This is a genomic window from Amycolatopsis sp. FDAARGOS 1241 (genome assembly GCF_016889705.1).
Taxonomy (GTDB): domain Bacteria; phylum Actinomycetota; class Actinomycetes; order Mycobacteriales; family Pseudonocardiaceae; genus Amycolatopsis.
In genome coordinates, this window is the sequence record NZ_CP069526.1 from 7,840,001 (window position 1) to 7,859,650 (window position 19,650).

15 protein-coding genes (1 of these 15 running past the window's edge) are annotated in these 19,650 nt (G+C 70.7%); 6 read left to right on the top strand and 9 right to left on the bottom strand.

Annotation, left to right across the window (positions count from 1 at the left end; all coding sequences use genetic code 11):
- Positions 1-1,264 carry the 5' portion of an MFS transporter gene (locus tag I6J71_RS38070; protein ID WP_239154149.1) on the bottom strand. 17 nt of this gene lie to the left of the window's left edge, so only the first 1,264 of its 1,281 coding nucleotides appear in the window; it begins with the start codon at positions 1,262-1,264; its stop codon lies beyond the left edge, outside the window.
- 91 nt (positions 1,265-1,355) lie between these two features.
- On the opposite strand from I6J71_RS38070, the gene I6J71_RS38075 reads away from it, so the two are divergent.
- The gene (locus tag I6J71_RS38075) at positions 1,356-2,021 is read left to right on the top strand and encodes an LppX_LprAFG lipoprotein (protein ID WP_204091277.1); all 666 of its coding nucleotides are present in this window, start codon (positions 1,356-1,358) and stop codon (positions 2,019-2,021) included.
- Here I6J71_RS38075 and I6J71_RS38080 read toward each other — a convergent pair whose 3' ends face one another.
- Positions 2,022-3,593: an alpha/beta hydrolase gene (locus tag I6J71_RS38080; RefSeq protein ID WP_204097440.1), complete on the bottom strand. Its 1,572-nt coding sequence runs from the start codon at positions 3,591-3,593 to the stop codon at positions 2,022-2,024.
- Between the two features lie 180 nt (positions 3,594-3,773).
- On the opposite strand from I6J71_RS38080, the gene secA2 reads away from it, so the two are divergent.
- Entirely contained in the window at positions 3,774-6,113 is a 2,340-nt protein-coding gene (gene secA2 / locus I6J71_RS38085; RefSeq protein ID WP_204091278.1) for an accessory Sec system translocase SecA2, read from the top strand.
- A 97-nt stretch (positions 6,114-6,210) separates the two neighbouring features.
- Positions 6,211-7,932 (top strand): NAD+ synthase, encoded by a 1,722-nt coding sequence (locus I6J71_RS38090; RefSeq protein WP_204091279.1) that lies wholly within the window; start codon positions 6,211-6,213, stop codon positions 7,930-7,932.
- Between the two features lie 24 nt (positions 7,933-7,956).
- Here the strand turns inward: I6J71_RS38090 and I6J71_RS38095 are convergent, their stop codons facing one another.
- The 3 genes from I6J71_RS38095 to lysX all read right to left on the bottom strand — a co-directional run bounded on the left by I6J71_RS38095 (position 7,957) and on the right by lysX (position 12,895).
- The gene (locus tag I6J71_RS38095; protein WP_204091280.1) at positions 7,957-8,499 is read right to left on the bottom strand and encodes a methylated-DNA--[protein]-cysteine S-methyltransferase; all 543 of its coding nucleotides are present in this window, start codon (positions 8,497-8,499) and stop codon (positions 7,957-7,959) included.
- 394 nt (positions 8,500-8,893) lie between these two features.
- Positions 8,894-9,466, bottom strand: a complete 573-nt coding sequence (locus I6J71_RS38100) for a hypothetical protein (protein ID WP_204091281.1) — start codon at positions 9,464-9,466, stop codon at positions 8,894-8,896.
- 105 nt (positions 9,467-9,571) lie between these two features.
- Positions 9,572-12,895: a bifunctional lysylphosphatidylglycerol synthetase/lysine--tRNA ligase LysX gene (lysX, locus tag I6J71_RS38105; protein WP_204091282.1), complete on the bottom strand. Its 3,324-nt coding sequence runs from the start codon at positions 12,893-12,895 to the stop codon at positions 9,572-9,574.
- Between the two features lie 242 nt (positions 12,896-13,137).
- On the opposite strand from lysX, the gene panB reads away from it, so the two are divergent.
- Positions 13,138-14,013 carry a 3-methyl-2-oxobutanoate hydroxymethyltransferase gene (panB, locus tag I6J71_RS38110; RefSeq protein WP_204091283.1) on the top strand — a complete coding sequence of 292 codons (876 nt, stop codon included), beginning with the start codon at positions 13,138-13,140 and terminating at the stop codon, positions 14,011-14,013.
- A gap of 19 nt (positions 14,014-14,032) precedes the next feature.
- Here the strand turns inward: panB and I6J71_RS38115 are convergent, their stop codons facing one another.
- The gene (locus tag I6J71_RS38115; protein ID WP_239154150.1) at positions 14,033-14,950 is read right to left on the bottom strand and encodes a cytochrome c oxidase assembly protein; all 918 of its coding nucleotides are present in this window, start codon (positions 14,948-14,950) and stop codon (positions 14,033-14,035) included.
- Between the two features lie 52 nt (positions 14,951-15,002).
- The gene (locus I6J71_RS38120; RefSeq protein WP_204091284.1) at positions 15,003-15,986 is read right to left on the bottom strand and encodes an undecaprenyl-diphosphate phosphatase; all 984 of its coding nucleotides are present in this window, start codon (positions 15,984-15,986) and stop codon (positions 15,003-15,005) included.
- Between the two features lie 501 nt (positions 15,987-16,487).
- Between I6J71_RS38120 and pip the strand changes: the two genes are divergently transcribed.
- Positions 16,488-17,441, top strand: coding sequence for a prolyl aminopeptidase (pip, locus tag I6J71_RS38125; protein WP_204091285.1), 954 nt, complete (start codon positions 16,488-16,490; stop codon positions 17,439-17,441).
- On the opposite strand, the gene I6J71_RS38130 is transcribed toward pip, so the two are convergent.
- Entirely contained in the window at positions 17,438-18,001 is a 564-nt protein-coding gene (locus I6J71_RS38130) for a TetR/AcrR family transcriptional regulator (protein ID WP_204091286.1), read from the bottom strand. The two genes, pip and I6J71_RS38130, sit on opposite strands and share 4 nt — an antisense overlap.
- A gap of 57 nt (positions 18,002-18,058) precedes the next feature.
- Between I6J71_RS38130 and I6J71_RS38135 the strand changes: the two genes are divergently transcribed.
- A complete protein-coding gene (locus I6J71_RS38135) occupies positions 18,059-18,838 on the top strand; it encodes an SDR family NAD(P)-dependent oxidoreductase (protein WP_204091287.1) in 780 nt (259 codons plus the stop codon).
- Here I6J71_RS38135 and I6J71_RS38140 read toward each other — a convergent pair.
- Positions 18,835-19,638 (bottom strand): ABC transporter permease, encoded by an 804-nt coding sequence (locus tag I6J71_RS38140; RefSeq protein ID WP_370542245.1) that lies wholly within the window; start codon positions 19,636-19,638, stop codon positions 18,835-18,837. The two genes, I6J71_RS38135 and I6J71_RS38140, sit on opposite strands and share 4 nt — an antisense overlap.
- Between the last annotated feature and the right edge of the window lie 12 nt (positions 19,639-19,650).

The window sequence follows — 19,650 nt, forward strand, 5'->3', positions numbered from 1 at the left end:
GCTCACGTCCGCCGGATCGGGTGATCGACACCGACGCGATCGCGGCGATCACCGCGAGGCCCGCCGCGACGTACCAGGCCAGCGCGTAGTCGCCCAGCTGGTCGCGCACGGCGCCCGCCGCCGAGGCCGCGAACGCGGCGCCGAGCTGGTGGAAGGCGAAGACCCAGCCGAACACGATCGGGCCCGCTTCGCCGAAGGAACGGATGCAGAGCGCGACCGTCGGCGGGACCGTGGCGACCCAGTCGAGCCCGTAGAAGAGGATGAACGCCCACATGCTCGGCTGCACCGAATCGGTGAACAGCTGAGGCAGCATCGCGAGCGAGAGCCCCCGCAGCGCGTAGTAGACACCGAGCAGGATGCGCGGATCGACTCGGTCGGTGAGCCACCCCGACACGATGGTCCCCACCACGTCGAACACCCCGACCAGGGCGAGCAGGTTCGCCGCGGTGGTCTGCGGCATGCCGTGGTCGTGCGCGGCCGGCACGAAGTGGGTGCCGACCAGGCCGTTGGTGGTCGCGCCGCAGATCGCGAAGCCGATCGCCAGCAACCAGAACGACCGCGAGCGCATGGCCTGGAACAGCACCGCGAGCGCCCGTCGCGCCGAACCGCCGCGAGGCGCGGGCTTCGCGACCTCCGTACCTTCCGGCGCGCCGTATGCGACGGTGCCGAGGTCCGCGGGGTGGTCGCGCACCACGAGCAGCACGACGGGGACGACGGCGAGCGCCGCGATCGCGATGACCAGCGACGCCGTGCGCCACCCGTTGCCCACGGCCAGCGCCGCGACGATCGGCAGGAACACCAGCTGGCCCGTCGAGCCGGCCGCGGTCAGCACGCCCGTCACTGCGCCGCGGTGGCGCACGAACCAGCGCGTGGTGACGGTCGCGGCGAAGCTCATCGCCATCGAGCCCGTGCCCGCGCCGACGAGCACGCCCCAGCACAGGATCAGCTCCCAGCTCGCGCTCATGAACACCGTGCCGCCCGCGCCGAGCGCCACGACGAACAGCGCCGTCGCGGAGACGCGGCGGATGCCGAAGCGCTCCATGAGCGCGGCCGCGAACGGCGCGAACAACCCGTAGAGCACGAGGTTCACCGACACCGCCGAGCCGATGGTCGCGCGCGACCAGCCGAACTCCTCGTGCAGCGGGTCGATCAGCACGCTCGGCGCGGCGCGGAAGCCCGCGGCGGCCAGCAGGGCGATGAACGCGGCGGCGGCCACGTACCAGGCTCGGTGGACGCGGGGCGCGGTGCGGGTCTGGACGGTCACGAGCAGACAGTCTGCGGGGTTCTCCCGATACCTCGGAAGTGGCCTGAAGGACATCGTCCGCAAGGATCGGGCCACGAGTACGCTCACCGCCATGCGCTGCCGACGCTTCCTGCCGGCGCTGCTGCTGCTCGGGCTCGTCGGCGGGTGCACAGCGCCCTCGCTGCCCTCGGCCGACGACCTGCTGGGCGCGGCAGAGGCGAACTTCGCCGGTGTCCGCAGCGTCCACTTCTCGGTGGTCGTGAACGGCGTGCTGCCCGGCCTGCCCCTGAGCACGGCCGAAGGCGACGCGACGGTCGAGGGCGGCGGTCGCGCGGCGGGCAACGCCGAGCTGGCCGGGCCCACGAGCGACCGCAAGTTCTCCTTCACCGTCGACGGCACGCACGCGACCACGCACGACACCACGGGCAAGTCCTGGTCCGGCCCGGCGACCTTCACCGTCTCGCGCTTCCTCGGGCCCGACGGCGGGCTCGCGAAGCTGCTCAACTCGCTGCAGCACCCGCAGACGGAGACGCAGGAGCCCGTGCACGGCGTCGAGATGTACCGCGTCGGCGCGACTGTGCCCGCGAAGGTGGCGACAGGGCTGGTGCCGCAGGTCCACTCGGACGTGAACGTGAAGGTGTGGGTCACCACCGCCGAGCCGCGGCGGTTCGCGCGGCTCTGGCTCCAGGTGCCGCCCCCGACCGAGAAGGACAGCCCGGTGATGTACGAGCTCGAACTCTCGAAGGAGAACCAGCCCGTACCCGCTCCCCCGGCGTAGCTAGCTACCCGCGCACCGCGTCCCGTCAGGCGGCGTCGTGCCGTCGACGAGGTACGCGATCCCCGCCTTGTCGACGCAGGAGTTGCCCTGCAGGAACACGGTGTGCTGCGTGCCCTCGAAGGTGAGCAGCGAACCCTTCAACGCCTTCGCGAGGTTCACGCCCGCCTGGTAGGGCGTAGCCGGGTCGTTCGTCGTGGAGATGGTCAGCGTCTTCGGCAGCCCTTCGACGCTCGGCTCGTGCGGCCGCGACGTGTTGGGCACCGGCCAGAACGCGCACGCGTCCTTGGCCGCGCTCGCGGGCCGTCCGTCGTCGAGGAACGGTGCGACCCGCACGTACTTCTCCTGCGCGGCGAGGATCTCCTGAGGGTCCGTCACGGGCGGGTCGTCGACGCAGCGGATGGCGGTGAAGGCGTCCTGCGTGGTGCCGTAACGCCCGTCCGGGCCGCGCTCGTTGTAGATGTCGGCGAGCTTCTCGAGCGTCGCCCCTCGCTGCCGACGCAGCTCCTTGAGGCCCGTGTTCAGGTACTCCCACAGGTTCTGCTGGTAGAGCGCCTGGATCGCGCCGGTCGTGGCGTCCTCGTAGGAGAGCTTGCGGCCATCGCCGACGGGCACCGGGAAGTCGATCAGCGGCCGCGTCAGGTCCTGGAACTGCTTGGTCGCGTCGGCCGGGTTGTTGCCGAGCGCGCAGTCCTGCTGAGCGGCACACCACTTCGCGAACTGCGTGAACGCCCCGCCGAAGCCCTGACCTTGCGCGACGAGCGAGTCCTCGGAGTCCTGGATCGGGTCGACGGCGCCGTCGAGCACGAGCGCGCGAACGTTGCGCGGGAACTCCTCGGCGTAGGTCGAGCCGAGGCGGGTGCCGTAGGAGTAGCCGAGGTAGGTCAGCTTCTCGTCGCCGAGTACCGAGCGCAGCACGTCCAGGTCCTTCGCGACGTCGCGCGTGCCGACGTGCTCGAGCATGTCGTCGCCGTACTTCGTGCGCTGGGCGCACTTGGCGGCGAAGTCCTTCTCGTGCCCCTCCTGCTTGGCCACGCCCTGGGGCGAGCCGTCGGTCTCGCTGTCGTCGGCGCGGTCGGCGTCACGTTCGGGGTCGGTGAGGCAGCGGATCTGCGGTTCGCTCGCGCCGATGCCGCGCGGGTCGAAGCCGACGAGGTCGAACCGCTTGCCGAGGTCGTTGTTCTTGACCTGGTCGATGAGACCGGCCGCGGCGACCGTGCCGGAGGCGCCCGGACCGCCCGGGTTCACGACCAGGGAACCGATGCGGTCGTCCGGTTCGCTCGCCTTGTGCCGCAGCACGCCGAGGGTGATGGTCTGTCCGTCCGGTTTGCCGTAGTCCAGCGGCACGGTCAGCCGCGCGCACTGGATGTCGGACCGGCGGAAGGCGGACTGCGCGTCGTCCGAGGTCGCGTAGGGTGCACAGTCTGACCAGGTCATGCTCTGCCCGTAGAACCGCGCCAGCCCCGGCGGCACCGCCGGCACCGGCCCGACGGGCGGGTGCGATTCCGTTGTCGGGGAGGGCGCGACCTGACCGTCGTTCGACGTGCACGCGGCTAGCGTGCCGCCGAGCAGCACGGCCGCCGCGACGGCGGCGATCCGGTGGGCGCGAGAGCTGGCGCCGGCGAAGGGAGACACGGTTTGATCGTGCCATCCGGCGGCGGAACTCCGGCGCACCACCGGTGCGTTGGGTAAGCGGCGTTGTCCAGAGCGCAGCGGCGACCGGAGACACGGGCAAGACAGGACAGGAGACCAGGGGTGGCACTGATCAGCCGGGTGGGCAAGCGGCTCCGCCGGATCATCCAGCGGCCGGGCAGCGTCGAGCTGACCCGCTACGAAGCGCTGCTGCCCGCAGTCGGGAAGCTCGAACCCGACCTCGAGAAGCTGTCCGACGCCGAGCTCACCGAGCGCGCCGGGAAGCTGCGCGAGAGTCTCGACGGCGCGCAGGCGTTCAGCGACGACCAGCTGGTGGAAGTCGGGGCCCTCGGCCGCGAAGCCGCGCGGCGCGCGCTGGGCGAGCGCGCGTTCGACGTGCAGGTGCTCGGCACGATGGGTCTGCTCACCGGGCACGTGGTCCAGATGGAGACCGGTGAGGGCAAGACGCTCGCCGGCGCGCTGGCGGCCGCGGGGTACGCGCTGCGCGGCAAGCGCGTGCACGTCGTCACCGTCAACGACTACCTGGCCCGCCGCGACGCGGAGTGGATGAAGCCGGTGTACGACCTGCTCGGCGTGTCCGTCGGCTGGGTCGAGCCCGCGCACTCACGTGCGGAGCGCAAGGAGGCCTACGGCCAGGAGGTCACCTACGGCGCCGTCGCCGAGATCGGCTTCGACGTGCTGCGCGACCGGCTCGTGACGCAGGTCGACGACCTGGTGCAGCCCGCCCCCGAGGTGGCGATCGTCGACGAGGCCGACTCGGTGCTGGTCGACGAGGCCCGCGTGCCGCTCGTGATGGCCGGTTCGATCGACCACAACGACGCCGACGAAGAGGTCGCCACGGTCGTGCGGCGGCTGCGGCTGGGCCTGCACTACGAGACCGACACCGACGGCCGCAACGCGTGGCTGACGCCCGCCGGCGCGTCCGTGGTCGAGAAGTCGCTCGGCGGCATCGACCTCTACGACGATTCGGGCTCCGACCGGCTGGCCGCCGTGAACGTCGCCCTCCACGCCCACGCGCTGCTCACCCGCGACGTCGACTACCTGGTGCGCGACGGCAAGGTGCAGCTCATCAACGCCGCCCGCGGCCGCGTCGCCGAGCTGCAGCGCTGGCCGGACGGCCTGCAGGCCGCCGTCGAGGCGAAGGAGCAGGTGGCGGCCACCGACCGCGGCGAAATCCTCGACTCCATCACGGTGCAGGCGCTGCTCGCGCGCTACCCGTCCGTGGCGGGCATGACCGGTACCGCCGTGGCCGTGGCCGAGCAGCTGCGCGAGTTCTACCGCCTCGAGGTCGCGGTGATCCCGCCGAACACACCCAACGTCCGCGAGGACCAGCCGGACCGGATCTTCGGGTCGCCGTCGCAGAAGCTGCGTGCGATCGAGGAGGAGATCCGCAAGGTGCACGAGACCGGGCGGCCGATCCTCGTCGGCACGCAGGACGTGGCCGAGTCCGAAGAGCTCGCCGACAAGCTCGCGAAGGCCGACCTGCCGTGTGTGGTCCTCAACGCGCGCAACGACGCCGAAGAAGCCGCGATCATCGCCGAAGCGGGCAAGAAGGGCGCGGTCACCGTGTCCACGCAGATGGCCGGTCGGGGTACCGACATCCGCTTGGGCGGCACGGACGGCGCCGGCCGTGAGGAGGTCGCCGAGCTGGGTGGCCTGCACGTGATCGGCACCGCGCGCTACCCCTCGAGCCGGCTCGACGGCCAGCTGCGCGGGCGGTCCGGCCGCCAGGGCGACCCGGGCAGCGCGATCTTCTTCGCGAGCCTCAACGACGACCTGGTCCTGTCCAACGCCCCCGACATCCCCGAGGGCATCGACGCCGATCCGGAGACCGGTGAGATCACCGACCCGGCGGCGCTGCGGCAGATCAACCACGCCCAGCGCGTCGCCGAGGGCGTCGACCTGGAGATCCACCGCAACACCTGGCGGTACACGCGGCTGATCGAGCGGCAGCGCACCGAGTTGCTGGAGCACCGCGACAAGGTGCTGCACACGGCGTTCGCGGCCGAGGAACTCGAGAAGGCGCAGCCGGAGAAGTTCGCCGAGGTCAAGGAGAAGCTGGCCGACACCGAGCGGCTCGAGCAGCTCAGCCGCGAGGTGCTGCTCTTCCACCTCGACCAGCTCTGGTCCGACCACCTGGCGTACCTGACCGACGTGCGCGAGAGCATCCACCTGCGCGCGCTGGCCCGCGAGACGCCGCTGGACGAGTTCCACCGCGCGGCGATCCCGGAGTTCCACAAGATCATCCCGGAGTCGGCTTCGCGCGCGGCCAAGACGCTCGAGGAAGCCGAGATCACCGACAACGGCATCGACCTCGCCGACGCCGGCGTGCGCCGCGCGAACACGACGTGGACCTACCTGGTGCACGACAACCCGTTCGACTCGGACTTCGAGCAAACGGTGAAGAAGGTCCGCAGCATGATGCGGATGAAGCGGTCCTGACGTCGTTCCCGGAGCCCGGTCACCGGCGTCGGTGGCCGGGCTTCGTTTTGCCCACATTTCACTCGGCGGGGCCGCGCGGCTGGGTGAGAATGACCGCATGCCGCAACTGCGCATCGCCCTGGCCCAGGTCAACACCACCGTCGGCGACCTCGACGGCAACACCGCGCTGACCGTCGAGTGGACCCGCCGCGCCGCGCAGGCCGGTGCCCACGTGGCCGTGTTCCCCGAGATGTCCCAGACCGGCTACCCGGTGGAGGACCTGGCACTGCGCGCGACCTTCGCGCACGCGTCCCGCGATTCTCTCGGCGAACTCGCGCGCCGGCTCGACGACGCGGGCTGCGGCGAGGTGCTCACCTACGTCGGTTACCTCGACCACGACGAAGCCGGCCCGCGCGACGCCGCCGCGGCACTGTATCGCGGGCAGGTCGTGGCGAAGCAGTACAAGCACCACCTGCCCAACTACGGCGTGTTCGACGAGCACCGCTACTTCAAACCGGGCACGGAACTCGAGGTCGTGCGGCTGCACGGCGTCGACATCGGCATGGTGATCTGCGAGGACATCTGGCAGGACGGCGGCCCGGTCTCCGCGCTCGGCCGGGCAGGTGTCGACTTGGTGGTGGCACCGAACGCTTCGCCGTACGAACGGTCGAAGGACGAGCAGCGGCTGCCGCTCGTCGCGCGCCGCGCGGCGGAAGCCGGGGCGCCGCTGGTGTACACGAACCAGGTCGGCGGCCAGGACGACCTCGTGTTCGACGGCGACTCCCTCGTGGTGGCCGCCGACGGGACGCTGCTCGCGCGGGCGCCGCAGTTCGTGGAGCACCTGCTGGTGCTCGACATGGACCTCACCGCGGGCGGCCACGCCGCCGACGGTGAGCTGGCGGGGCTGCACGTCCACCGCCGCGTGCTGAGTGAGGACCCGGCGCCCGCGTACCCGGCGCTGACGCACCCCGCGCTCAGCGAGCCCCTGTCCGACGAAGCCGAGGTGTGGTCGGCGCTGGTCGTGGGCCTGCGCGACTACGTGCACAAGAACGGTTTCACGTCCGTGACCTTCGGGTTCTCCGGCGGCATAGACTCCGCGGTGTGCGCGGCGCTCGCGGCCGACGCGCTCGGCGGCGACAACGTGTACGGCGTCTCGATGCCGTCGAAGTACTCGACGGAGCACTCCCGCGACGACGCCGCCGACCTCGCGCGGCGCATCGGCGCGCACTACCGCGTGGAACCGGTGGCGGACATGGTGGCGACGTACGTGGACCAGCTCTCGTTGACGGGCCTGGCGGAGGAGAACATCCAGGCGCGCACGCGCGGGATGCTGCTCATGGCACTGTCCAACCAGGACGGTCACCTCGTGCTCGCCACCGGCAACAAGACCGAGCTGGCCGTGGGCTACTCCACGATCTACGGCGACGCGGTGGGCGGGTTCGCGCCGATCAAGGACGTGTTCAAGACGCACGTGTGGCAGCTCGCGCGGTGGCGCAACGAAGAGGCGGCCAAGCGGGGCGAGACGCCGCCGATCCCGGAGAACTCGATCACCAAACCGCCGTCGGCGGAGCTGCGGCCGGACCAGCTGGACACCGACTCGCTGCCCGACTACGCGCTGCTGGACGACATCCTCGACGACTACGTGGAGGGCGACCGCGGCTACGCGGATCTCGTCGCCGCCGGGTTCGAGCCGGCGACCATCGACCGCGTGGTGCGCATGGTCGACCGGGCCGAGTACAAACGCCGTCAGTACCCGCCGGGCACGAAGATCACGTTCAAGGCGTTCGGGCGTGATCGGCGGCTGCCGATCACGAACGCGTGGCGGGAGCGGAAGGCCTGAGCTGCTGAGGGGTCGGCCGAGGTCCTAAAAGAGCGTCGGTTCGTCGGGGAGGGCGCCTTCGATGACGAGCATGCGGCGTTTCGTTTCGACTCCGCCAGGTGCGGAGAAGCCGCCGTGTTTGCTGCCCGCGGCGAGGACGCGGTGGCAAGGCACGATGATCGGGAACGGGTTGTTACCCATTGCCTGGCCGACGGCTTGGGCGGCGCCTGGCATGCCCAGGGCGTGGGCGATGTCGCCGTAGGTCATGGTTTTGCCCGGTGGGATCTGCCGGGCGATTTCGTAGGCGCGGCGGTTGAACTCGGGCTGGCTTTCGAGGTCGAGGGGCAGGTCGGAGAGGTCGGGGCGGCCGCCGGCGAGGAGGTCGGTGATTTTGTCGATGGCGGTGCGGATTTCGGGCGGTGGTTCGGTTCCGGTGACGTCGGTGGCGGCTGGGTGGCGGCGGGAGAGCCATGAGCGCGTGCTTGCCGGGGAGCTGCCGGGGAGGGCGGTGCCGATGATGGTGGTGTCGCGCCAGGCGAGGCCGCAGGTGCCGATGGCGGTATCGAAGACGGCGAATTCAACTGGCATGTGGTCAGGGTAGGAGGTGGGGGTGACAGGAATGGGGTGGTGCGGGCCGCTGTGGCTGGGTTTCGGTGGTGATGCGGATCTGCGCAGGGTGTGTTGCGGGGCGTTGTGGGGTTGATGCGGTCCTGCGCACGGGCGTGTTGTGGGGCGTATGCACCCCGAAGCGCGACTGTGACTACGGCCGCTGACCCCGGGTCAAGGCGGGAAAGCGTGCCTTGACAAGGGGTCGGCGGCCGTGTTTTGGCTTCGGATCGAGGTGCCGGGCAGGGGTTGGGGCAGGACTTCTGGCGTAGGTAGGCGGCGGTGGCGTAGGTGGGGTTGCGTCGCCCTGGGTGGGTGGTGGTTGCTGGGTGCAGGGGGCGTGCGCAGCCGGGGGACGTGGCTGCGGGTCCTGGTGCTAGCGGGCGCGGGTGAACGGGGGTAGCGGCATGACGACGACGTAGGCGATGCCGACGATCAGGAACGCCGCCCGCACCACGAGTTGCACGCGGGTGAAAACGCCTTCCAGGTGGCCGGGTCCCAGCAGCGACGCGGCGAGGACCAGCGCCCACGTGAGCAGCACCAGTGCGAAGCCCGCGACGGCCCACTCGCGCCAGCCCGGTGGCCACCAGAGCACGAGGCTCAGCGAGCCCGCCACGAACGCGAGGTTGGCGAGGAGCCCGACGGCCGTGGTGCCCGGTACGAATGCGTCCGCCACCAGCACGGCGCCGAAGAAGGACACGGAGCTCGCGGTGAGCCGGCCCGTCCAGTGGACGGGTGCGAGGCGCATCAGCGGCGGACCGGCCAGCAGGAATGCGAGACCCGAGAACCCGGAGGTGGTCCGGAACAGCGGCGACGCCGGCAGCAGGTCCTCGGCGGGCTGCTCGGTCGGTGACACGCCCGTGGGCACGAAGAACTCGAGCAACCAGGCGGAATACACCACCACACCGAGTCCGACGAGGACGACCGCAGTGAGTCGCGCAGTGCGCACGCGAACACCCTAAGCGGAGGTGTGCGACGTTGCTCGCCCTGGTGTCACAGGCGTGACTTTTCCCGCACCCCAGGGACAACAGCGGACGCCGTGACGTGGGCGGCGTCAGGCGTGGGGGCGCACGAACGGGAACAGCACCGTCTGCCGGATCGAGGCGCCGCTGAGCATCATCAGCAGGCGGTCGATGCCGAGCCCGAGGCCGCCCGTCGGGGGCATGCCGTGTTCAAGCGCGAGCAGGAAGTCCTCGTCGAGTTCCATCGCTTCGACGTCGCCGCTCGCGGCGCGCAGCGACTGGGTTTCGAGGCGCCGGCGCTGTTCGATCGGGTCGGTGAGCTCCGTGTACGCGGTGCCGACCTCCGAGCCGAACGCGATGAGGTCCCAGCGTTCGGCCAGCAGCGGATCGCCGCGGTGCCGGCGCGTCAACGGCGAAACGTCCGTCGGGTAGTCGGTGTAGAAGGTGGGCAACACGGTCGTGCCCTCGACGAGGTGCTCGTGGGCCTTCAGCACGAGGTCACCGTGTCCGGCGTCCTCTCCCACCGGCACGCCGGCCGCGTGGCACAACCGCCGCAGCGTCGCCACGGAGGTGCCGGAGTCGATCTCCTCGCCCAACGCTTCGGAAACGGCTTCGTGCACCGGGATCACGGGCCAGTCGCCGGAGATGTCGTACTCGGTCACGTGGCCGCCGGTGTCGTGGCGGCGCACCACCTGCTCGCCGAACGCCGCCTCGGCCGCGTGCTGCACGAGCTCGCGGGTCAGGTCGCGCATCGAGTTGTAGTCGGCGTACGCCTGGTACGCCTCGAGCATCGTGAACTCCGGGTTGTGCGTGGCGTCGACGCCTTCGTTGCGGAAGTTCCGGTTGAGCTCGAACACGCGCTCCACCCCGGCGACACACAGCCGCTTGAGGTAGAGCTCCGGTGCGATGCGCAGGTACATCCGCATGTCGTAGGCGTTGATGTGCGTGACGAACGGCCGCGCGTTGGCTCCACCGTGGACTGTCTGCAGCATCGGTGTCTCGACCTCGAGGTAGTCACCCCGGTGCAGGCGTTCGCGCACCGCGCGCACCACCGTGGACCGCAGCCGCAGCATCTGCGCCGACTCCGGGTTCACGGCCAGGTCGAGGTAGCGCTGCCGCACGCGCGTCTCCGGGTCTATGAGGCCCTTCCGCTTGTCCGGCAACGGGTGCAGGCATTTCGCGGTGACGGTCCACTCGTCCACGAGCACGGACAGCTCACCGCGCCGCGACGTCACGACCTCGCCGCTCACGCCCACGTGGTCACCGAGGTCGACACCCGTGCGCCAGCCGGCGAGGTCGAGCACGGCGGCGTCGAGCATCAGCTGCACCTCGCCCGAAAAGTCCTTGATGCGCGCGAAACACAGGCCGCCGAGCGTCCGCAGCGCGAGCACCCGCCCGGCCACGCGCACGCGGTGCCCGGTGCGGCTGTCCGGCGCCAGGTCGGCGAACTTGCGCGTGACGTCGCCGAGGAGGTCTTCGCGACTGAACCCCACGGGATACGGGTCGATGCCGAGCTCGCGCAGCCGGTCCAGCTTCGCGACGCGCACCCGCACCTGCTCCGGACGGCGCGCCGGCTTCGGCACGATTCGCGCGGCTTCCTCGTCGAGTCGCCGGACCTCGGCGACGAACTCGTCGGTCACCGTCTCGTGCCGCAGCACGCGCACGCGGCCGGTGGGCACGAACCCCTCCAGCGCCCCCGCGACGATGCTGACGCGTGGCAGCCGGCGGGCCGAGGAATAGCAGAGGAACCGTGGTTCCCAGTCCGGGCCGTACTTCGCGTTGGACCGGTACAGCGATTCGAGCTGGAAGAACCGCGACGCGAGCCCGAGCACCGAGCGCCACAACCGCAGCACCGGGCCGGCGCCGATGCGCTCGCCTTCGGAGAACACCGCGCGGAACATGGCGAAGTTGAGCGAGATCCGCTGCGCGCCCAGGTGCGGTGACGCGGCGACGACCTCGGCGACCATGAACTCGTTGAGCCCGTTCTCGGCATCGCGGTCGCGGCGCATCAAGTCGAGCGAGAGCCCGCGCCGTCCCCACGGGACGAACGACAGCAGGCCGCGCAGCTCACCCGCGGCGTCGTAAGCCTCGACCATCACGTTGCGCGCGTCGCTCGGGTCGCCGAGCCGGCCGAGCGCCATCGAGAACCCGCGCTCGGTCTCCGCTCCGCGCCACTGCTGCGCGCGCGTGAGCAGGCGTTGCATCTCCGGTTCCGGGATCTCGCCGTGCCTGCGCACCCGCGCGGTGTAGCCCGCGCGCTCGATGCGCTTCACGGCTTGGCGCACGGACTTGCGTTCGGGACCGGAAAGGGAGAACTCGCGGACGTCCAGCACCGCCTCGTCGCCGATCTCCAGCGCGCGCAGCCCCGCCGCCGCGTACACCTTCGCGCCGCGCTCACTCGCGCCGAGGACCCCGGGAACCCAGCCGTACGAACGGGTTTCGTCGAGCCAGGCACGCACCGCGTCGGGCCACGCGTCCGGGTCGCCGACGGGGTCGGCGCTGGCGACGCTGGTGCCGCCGAGCACGCGGTAGGTGACGGCGGCGCGGCCGCTGCGCGCGAAGACCACGCTCTTGTCGCGGCGGGTGGCGAAGTAGCCGAGGGAGTCGTCGTCGCCGAACTCCGCGAGCAGGCGGCGCAGGCGCAGCTCCTCGTCGTCGGTGCGCAGCCGGCGGCTGCGGACGCCGCGGAACAGCGTGTACAGCGCGGCGGTGGCCACGAACGTCGAGCCGAGGTCGAGCACGAGGTCGATCCACGCCGGGCCCTCGCCGACGCCGATCCGGCGCAGCTGCAGGTTCTCACCGGTCGCGTGGTTGACCGCCCAGGCGAAGCGCTCCCACGCGTCGCCGAGCGTGCCGGGGAACGCCTCCGTGAGGCCCCAGCCGATCGCGACCACGGCCAGGAGGCCACCGAAGAGCACTGCCAGCCCATCGCGCCACGCGCCGGGCGCCAGGCGCGCCGGGAACGCGGGGCGCAGCTTGAGCAGGAACCAGATCAGCAGCAGGGACACGCCGTCGGCGATCGTCAGCACGCCGAGCTGCATCGGGATGTGCCGGATCTGCATCGGGCCGAGCGCGAGCAGGTCCGGCGCCCACAGCAGCACGGCCTGCAGCACGAGCGTGATCGCCAGGCCACCGACCTGGAACAGCAGCAGCGTGTACAGCGCGGCTTTCTTGCGCCGCCGCAGCGCCGAACCCAGCACGACGAGCAGCAGCACGATGACGAGGCTCGCGTTGGTCGGCACGCTCAGGGCGGAGAACGCCATGTCGATGCCGTTGAGCACGTGCCCGTGGGCACCGCCGGCGATGAGGAGGACCACGGAGAAGACCGCGGCGAGCTGCACGACGGTCGCGACGAGGCCACCCGCCCTGGCCTGCCAGGCGGGAATGCGCGTGCGCGCGCTCGCTGGGGTTCCCATCGGTGCCTTCCTCGCGAAACGGTCGATGTCGCCTGCAGAGACGTCAGTGAACAGCGGTTGGTTGTCCCACCGCATCACCCGGGAGGCTGGAGCCCGGGTCCTCCTCGAGGAGCACACCACGCCCGTGTGAAGCTCATCGCACGTCCTAGAGTGCGCCCTCCCGGCGTGTCACGCTTTGACCTGTTCTGACTCCACGACCCGGGGACCTCACCGAGGCCTCGAGGGAAGGACGGTCGACGACGATGTCTGCCAACCCGAACGGATCCGACGAGGTAGCCGCCCCGTACGGAACCGGGCCCGCGCCGGCGCAACCCGCCCCCGCGCGCAAGGTGCGCATCCACCACCTGCGTGAGCTCAAGGAGCGCGGCGAGCCGTGGCCGATGCTCACCACCTACGACATGTACAGCGCCCAGCTCTTCGACGAAGCCGGCATCCCCGTGCTGCTCGTGGGCGACTCCGCGGCCAACAACGTGTTCGGTTACGAAACCTCGCTGCCGGTGACGGTCGACGAGCTGCTGCCGCTGGTCCGCGCCGTCACGCGCTCGGTGAAGCGGGCACTGGTGGTGGCCGACCTGCCGTTCGGCTCGTACCAGCTCTCGCCCGAGCAGGCGCTGGCCACGTCCGTGCGGTTCATGAAGGAGGGCCGCGCCCACGCCGTGAAGCTCGAGGGCGGGCGCCGGTTCGCCGCGCACGTCGAGGCGCTCACCTCCGCCGGCATCCCCGTGATGGGGCACATCGGCTTCACCCCCCAGAGCGAGCACAACCTCGGCGGTTACCGGGTGCAGGGACGCGGCGAAGCGGCGGACGTGCTGCTCGCCGACGCGCTCGCGCTGCAGGAAGCCGGGGCGTTCTCCGTGGTCATGGAGATGGTGCCCGCCGAAGCCGCGAAGCGCGTGACGCACGAGCTGCAGATCCCGACCGTCGGCATCGGTGCCGGGCCGGACTGCGACGCGCAGGTGCTCGTGTGGCAGGACATGGCGGGCCTGCGCCGCGGCAAGGCGCCGCGGTTCGTGAAGCGCTACGCCGATCTGGCGGGCGTGCTGCAGAACGCGGCTTCGGCGTTCGCCGAGGACGTGCGGCGGGGCGAGTTCCCGGCCGCGGAGCACGCGTTCCACTGACCCTCCTGCGATCCGGGGCTCACCGGCGGCGAAACCGTTCGGCGAGCTCCGGGTCGTTCTCCCACCAGAGCCCACCGGCGGGCGCCTCACCGGATTCGATCTCCTCGTCGAGGCGCTCGTCGACCTGCTTCGCGCGCTTCTCGTCGTCGCGCACCCAGCGGACGAACAGCGCACCGACGAACGGCAGCCCCGCCACGTCACCGCCGATCCACAGCACACCGGCGCCGATGATCTGATCGGTGCGCGGGTCCGGGCCCCAGCCCGGGTGCGCCGTCGCGTAGTGCGCGGGCGCGAGCAGCGGGCCGAGCCACAGCACGAGGCCGAGCGCGCCGTCGAACACGACCTCGGTGAAGGAGATCCACACCGACACGAGGTGCGAACCGCCGCGCGGCGTCGGGTCGAGGCCCACGCGGCTGTAGAAGTAGAGGAACCCGGCCGCGACGAGCATCGCCCGCACGAGTCCGCCGAGCACCGCGTGGTCGAGGGAAAGGGCGTACAGCGGCGTGAGGTAAATGATCAGGAACGGTGCGATCAGCACGACCGTGACCGAGAGCGGAAACGTCAGGAACCGCGCGAACGGGCTTCGGCCGTGGTGGCGCAACCAGCCGGCGAGCTTCGGCGGCGCGACCCGCATCAACAGCGTGATCGGCGCGCCGAGGGCGAGCAGCAGGGGCGTGACCATGAGTAGCACGGTGTTCTGCGTGGCCCGCACCCAGAAGAGCGTGGTGTCGTAGGTGCCGAGGAACGAGCAGGTGACGACGACGATCGTCGCGAGACCGCAGAGGAACGCCGTGGTCCGCCCGGGCGGCCAGCTCTCCTGCCGGCGTGCGGCGACGAGGTAGGCGGCGCCGAGGGCGAGCACGATCACGACGGCCGGAACGTCGAGCGTCCAGGCCGTGAAGATCGTCGTCCCGCTCAGCGGAGGCAGATTCTGCACCGTTTCGATGAGGCCAGTGTCCCCTTCCGGAAATCGCGCCGGGACACCACCCTCAGAAACTGAAGACGAGCAGGCTGCCGATTCCGGCGACGACGCAGTAGATCGCGAACGGCGTCAAGGTGCGCGTTTCGAAGTATTTCGTCAGAAAACGGACAGAAATGTAGGACGCAATACCGGCGACCAGGCTGCCGGCGAGCGCCGGGCCGAGCGACGGGCTGTTCTCCGGCGTGAACAGCGACGGCAGTTTCAGCACACCCGCGGCGAGGATCACCGGGGTGGCGAGCAGCCACGCGAAGCGGGCCGCGTCCTCGTGCCCGAGACCGCGGCGCAGGCCCGCGACCATCGTGATGCCGGAGCGGCTGATCCCGGGCAGCAGCGCGAGGATCTGCGCGGAGCCGATGAGCACGGCCTCTTTGACGCTGAGCTTCGACAGCCGCGCGTCAGTGGCTTCCTCGACGGTGATCGCACGCATCACGAGCGTGTCCTCGGCGCTGAAGTCGACGGTGTCCTCGGTGTCCTCGATGTCCCGGCTGTCCTGGCTGTCCTGGCTGTCCGCGGTGCCCCTGCCCGTGGTTTTCGGTGCGCTGCGGGAGAAGCGCTCGGCCGCGTACAGCACACCGCCGTTGAGGATCAGGAAGATCGCCGACGGGACGGGTTTGCCCAGGAAGTCGCGCAGCAGGCTTTCGAGCAACAGCCCGGCGATACCGACGGGGATCGTGGCGAGCACGAGCAGCCACGCGAGGCGCTGGTCGTTCGTGCGGACCTCGCGGTCGCGGATGGACGTCAGGAACCCGCCGATGATGCGGACCCAGTCGCGCCAGAAGAACAGCACGAGGGCGAGCGCGGTGGCCACGTGCATCGCGACGAGCACCGCCAGATAGGGCGAATCCTCCCCGATGCTCAGATCGCGCTGCCAGGATCCGCCGATCAGCGCGGGCAGCAGGATGCTGTGCCCCAGACTGGACACGGGAAACAATTCCGACACACCTTGCAGCGCGCCGACGACGATCGACTCGACATACGTGACCGCGGACATTCGCGAGCCTTTCTCGCGTCGGTTCGGGTTTTCCTCGCGCAAGCTACCCACTGCGGGGTAAACCCGGGGCAAGGGGGCGAAAAACCTCGGCGGTCCACCCTGTGCATGTTCACATCCATGAACACTAATCATGTCCTTGACTGGTGTTCGGCTGGTGGCTTAGCGTGGTTACCGACACCTGATGGTGCGACGCACCCGAGGAGGCCGGGATGCCGGGAGCAGCCGGAGCTTCACGCGCCGCTCGCCCCTCGCGGTCCGCGCCACGGTGAACGAATCGCCGACGCGGCCAGGCATGGCCGCCGACGCGACACGGACGGGGGCCCGCTCAGCCCGGCGGCGGGGGCGGGCCTCCACCTTCCTCGACCGGGCGAGGCTCCGGCCCGGTGACCGCCGCCATCCGCGGGCAGCACGCGAGGAATCCGTGCCAGGCAGCGAAAATCACCCGAGTGCCACCCGCGCCACCTGCCACCCGCGCGCGGGGTTTCCGGCAGAGTGGCCGGTATGGACGACCTCTACCCGCCGCTGCAGCCCTCGGCCGAGGGGATGCTCGACGTCGGCGACGGGCACCGGGTGTACTGGCAGGAGGCGGGAAACCCGCTGGGCAAGCCCGTCGTCGTGGTGCACGGCGGGCCCGGCAGCGGGATCGCGCCGATGGCGCGGCGGCACTTCGACCCCAGTGCGTACCGCATCATCCTGTTCGACCAGCGCGGCGCCGGGCGGAGCACGCCGAGCGCGGCCGACCCGGGCGCCGACCTCGCAGCGAACACGTTGTGGCACCTGGTTTCCGACCTGGAACTGCTGCGCAGCGGCCTGAATGTCGAGCAGTGGCAGGTCTTCGGCGGCTCGTGGGGCGCGACGCTCGCCCTCGCATACGCCGAAACTCACCCCGATCGGGTGACGGAGCTGGTGCTGCGCGGCATCTTCACCGCGCGCCAGAGCGAGTTCGACTGGATCTACCGCGGCGGTGCGGCACACCTGTTCCCCGCCGAGTGGGAAGACTTCCTCGCGCCGCTGCCGGAAGCGCACCGGAAAGACCCGCTCAAGGGGTACGGCGAGCTGCTCGCTTCGGAGGACCGCGCCGTCCGGGAGCGCGCCGCGATCGCGTGGAGCACCTGGGAGGGCGCGACGGTCGCGCTCGTGCCCCAAGAGGCCTTCGTGAACCGCTACGCCGACCCGTCGTTCGCGCTCACGTTCGCACGGCTGGCGGTGCACTACTTCGGCCACGGCGCCTGGCTCGACGACGGCCAGCTGATCCGCGACGCGGGCAAGCTCGCCGGTATCCCGGGTGTCCTCGTGCAGGGCCGCTACGACGCGGTCTGCCCGCCCATCACCGCGTACGAGCTGCACCGCGCGTGGCCGGGGTCGGTGCTGCGCATCACGGAGGGCGCGGGCCACGCGGTGAACGACCCGGGCACCCTCGCGGCGCTGCGCAAGGCGACCGACGACTTCCGCTAGGCGTCCAGCAGGACCCGGAACAGGCCCTCGAGCGTCGCGACGAGCGCGGGTTCGTCCGCCTCGTTCAGCGCGGTGCTGCCGATCACCTTGCGCATCAACCAGAATCCCGCGATCAGCGACAACGCGATCGCCGCGCGCTCGGTGCCGCGAGTGCCGGGGACCACGTCGTAGACGTGCCGCTCCACGTGTTTCTCGATGCCCACCCGCAGGATCTCGGCGGCCCGCGGGTTGGGCGCCGACCGGAGCATGAGCAGGAACGGGTCGAGGCTGTCGGCGTCCGGCTGCGTGCGGCGGACGAGCGCGGCGGCGACGTCGCGCGCGAGCGTGGCCGGGTCGCCCGTCAGCACGGTGCGCTCGGTCATCGACACCTCAGCCACCTCGGCGAAGAGCCCCTCCTTCGAGCCGAAGTAGCGGTTCACGAGCATCGCGGTGACGCCGGCGGACTGCGCGATGTCGCGCACGCCCACGCCGTCGTAGCCGAAGCGCGTGAAGGCCTCGACGCCCGCGCGCAGAATCGCTTCGCGAGTCGCCGTGGCGTCACGCCGTCGTGGTGCGGTCATGTATACGAGTGTAGACTAGAGTTATATCTACACCCGTAGACTTATGGAGAAACCGAAATGGACCTGAACCTGACCGGCCGCCGCGCGCTCGTCACGGGCTCGAGCTCGGGGCTCGGTGTGGCGATCGCGGAACTGCTCGCCGAGGAAGGCGCCGACGTGGTGGTGCACGGCCGCGACGAAACCCGAACCCGTGCGGTCGCCGGGAAGATCGGCGCGAAGAGCGTGGCCATCGGCGACCTCGCGACCGAGGGAGGCGCGGCCGCGGTGGCCGATGCAGCCGGCGACGTCGACGTGCTCGTCAACAACGCCGGCGCCTACGAACACCGCGGCTGGACCGACGCGACCCCCGAGGAGTGGACGCGGACCTACGAGGTCAACGTCGTCTCCGCCGTCCGCCTGATCCGCCTGCTCGTCCCCGGCATGCGTGCCCGCGGCTGGGGCCGCGTGATCCAGATCGGCGGTGGTCTCTCGGGCCAGCCGACGGCGACGCTCCCCCAGTACACCGCGACCCTCGCCGCGCGGCACAACCTCGCGGTTTCCCTGGCGCGCGAACTGAAGGACACCGGCGTGACGTCCAATGTGGTCGCTCCCGGCGCGATCCTCGTCGACGCCGTGCAGCGCTACCTCACCGACCTCGCCCCCGAGCACGGCTGGGGCGAGGAGTGGCCCGACATCGAACGCAACGCCGCGCGCGACTACGTGCCCAACGACATCGGGCGCTTCGGACGGCCCGAAGAGATCGCCGGCGCCGTCGCGTACCTCGCGAGCCCGTATGCCGACTACGTCAGCGGGGCCACCCTCCGCGTGGACGGCGGCACCATCCGCTCCGTGGCTTAGATCCTGCCGCCCGACGAGCTGTCGCCGCCGGAGAGCCGCTGCGCGAAGTACACCGGTACCGTCGACACGATGATCAGCACGGCCGCCACGACGTTGACCACCGGGGCCTGGTTGGGGCGGAACAGGTTGTTGTAGATCCAGATCGGCAACGTCTCCATGCCGGTGCCCAGCGTGAACGTCGTCACGATGATCTCGTCGAACGACAGCGCGAACGCCAGCAGCCCGCCCGCCAGCAGCGCCGAGCGCAGCATCGGGAACGTCACCAGCCGGAAAGTGGTGACGCCGTCGGCGCCGAGGTCCATCGACGCCTCTTCGAGGTTGCCGCCCAGGCGCCGCAGGCGGGCGACGACGTTGTTGAACACCACGACGATGCAGAACGTCGCGTGGGCGATGATCGCCGTGAGCAGCCCGAGGTCGATGCCGAGGATCGTGCGGAACGCGTTGTTCAGCGCGATGCCCGTCACGATGCCGGGCAGCGCGATGGGCAGGATGATCAGCAGCGAGATCGAGTCACGGCCGAAGAACTTATAGCGCTGCAAGGCGAACGCCGCCATCGTGCCGAGCACGAGCGCGATCGCCGTGGCCGCGAGACCCGCCTCGACGCTGGTCCACAACGCGTGCAGTGCACCGGCGTTGGTGACCGCGCGGCCCCACCATTCGAAGGTGAAGCTCTTCGGCGGCCAGCCGAACGTGGTGTCCGCGTTGAAGGAGTTGAGCAGCACCACCAGCAGCGGGAAGTAGATCACCGCGAACCCGACCCCGAGTGCCGTCCACAGCAGCACCCGGGCGGTCTTCGACATCCGCACGGCGGT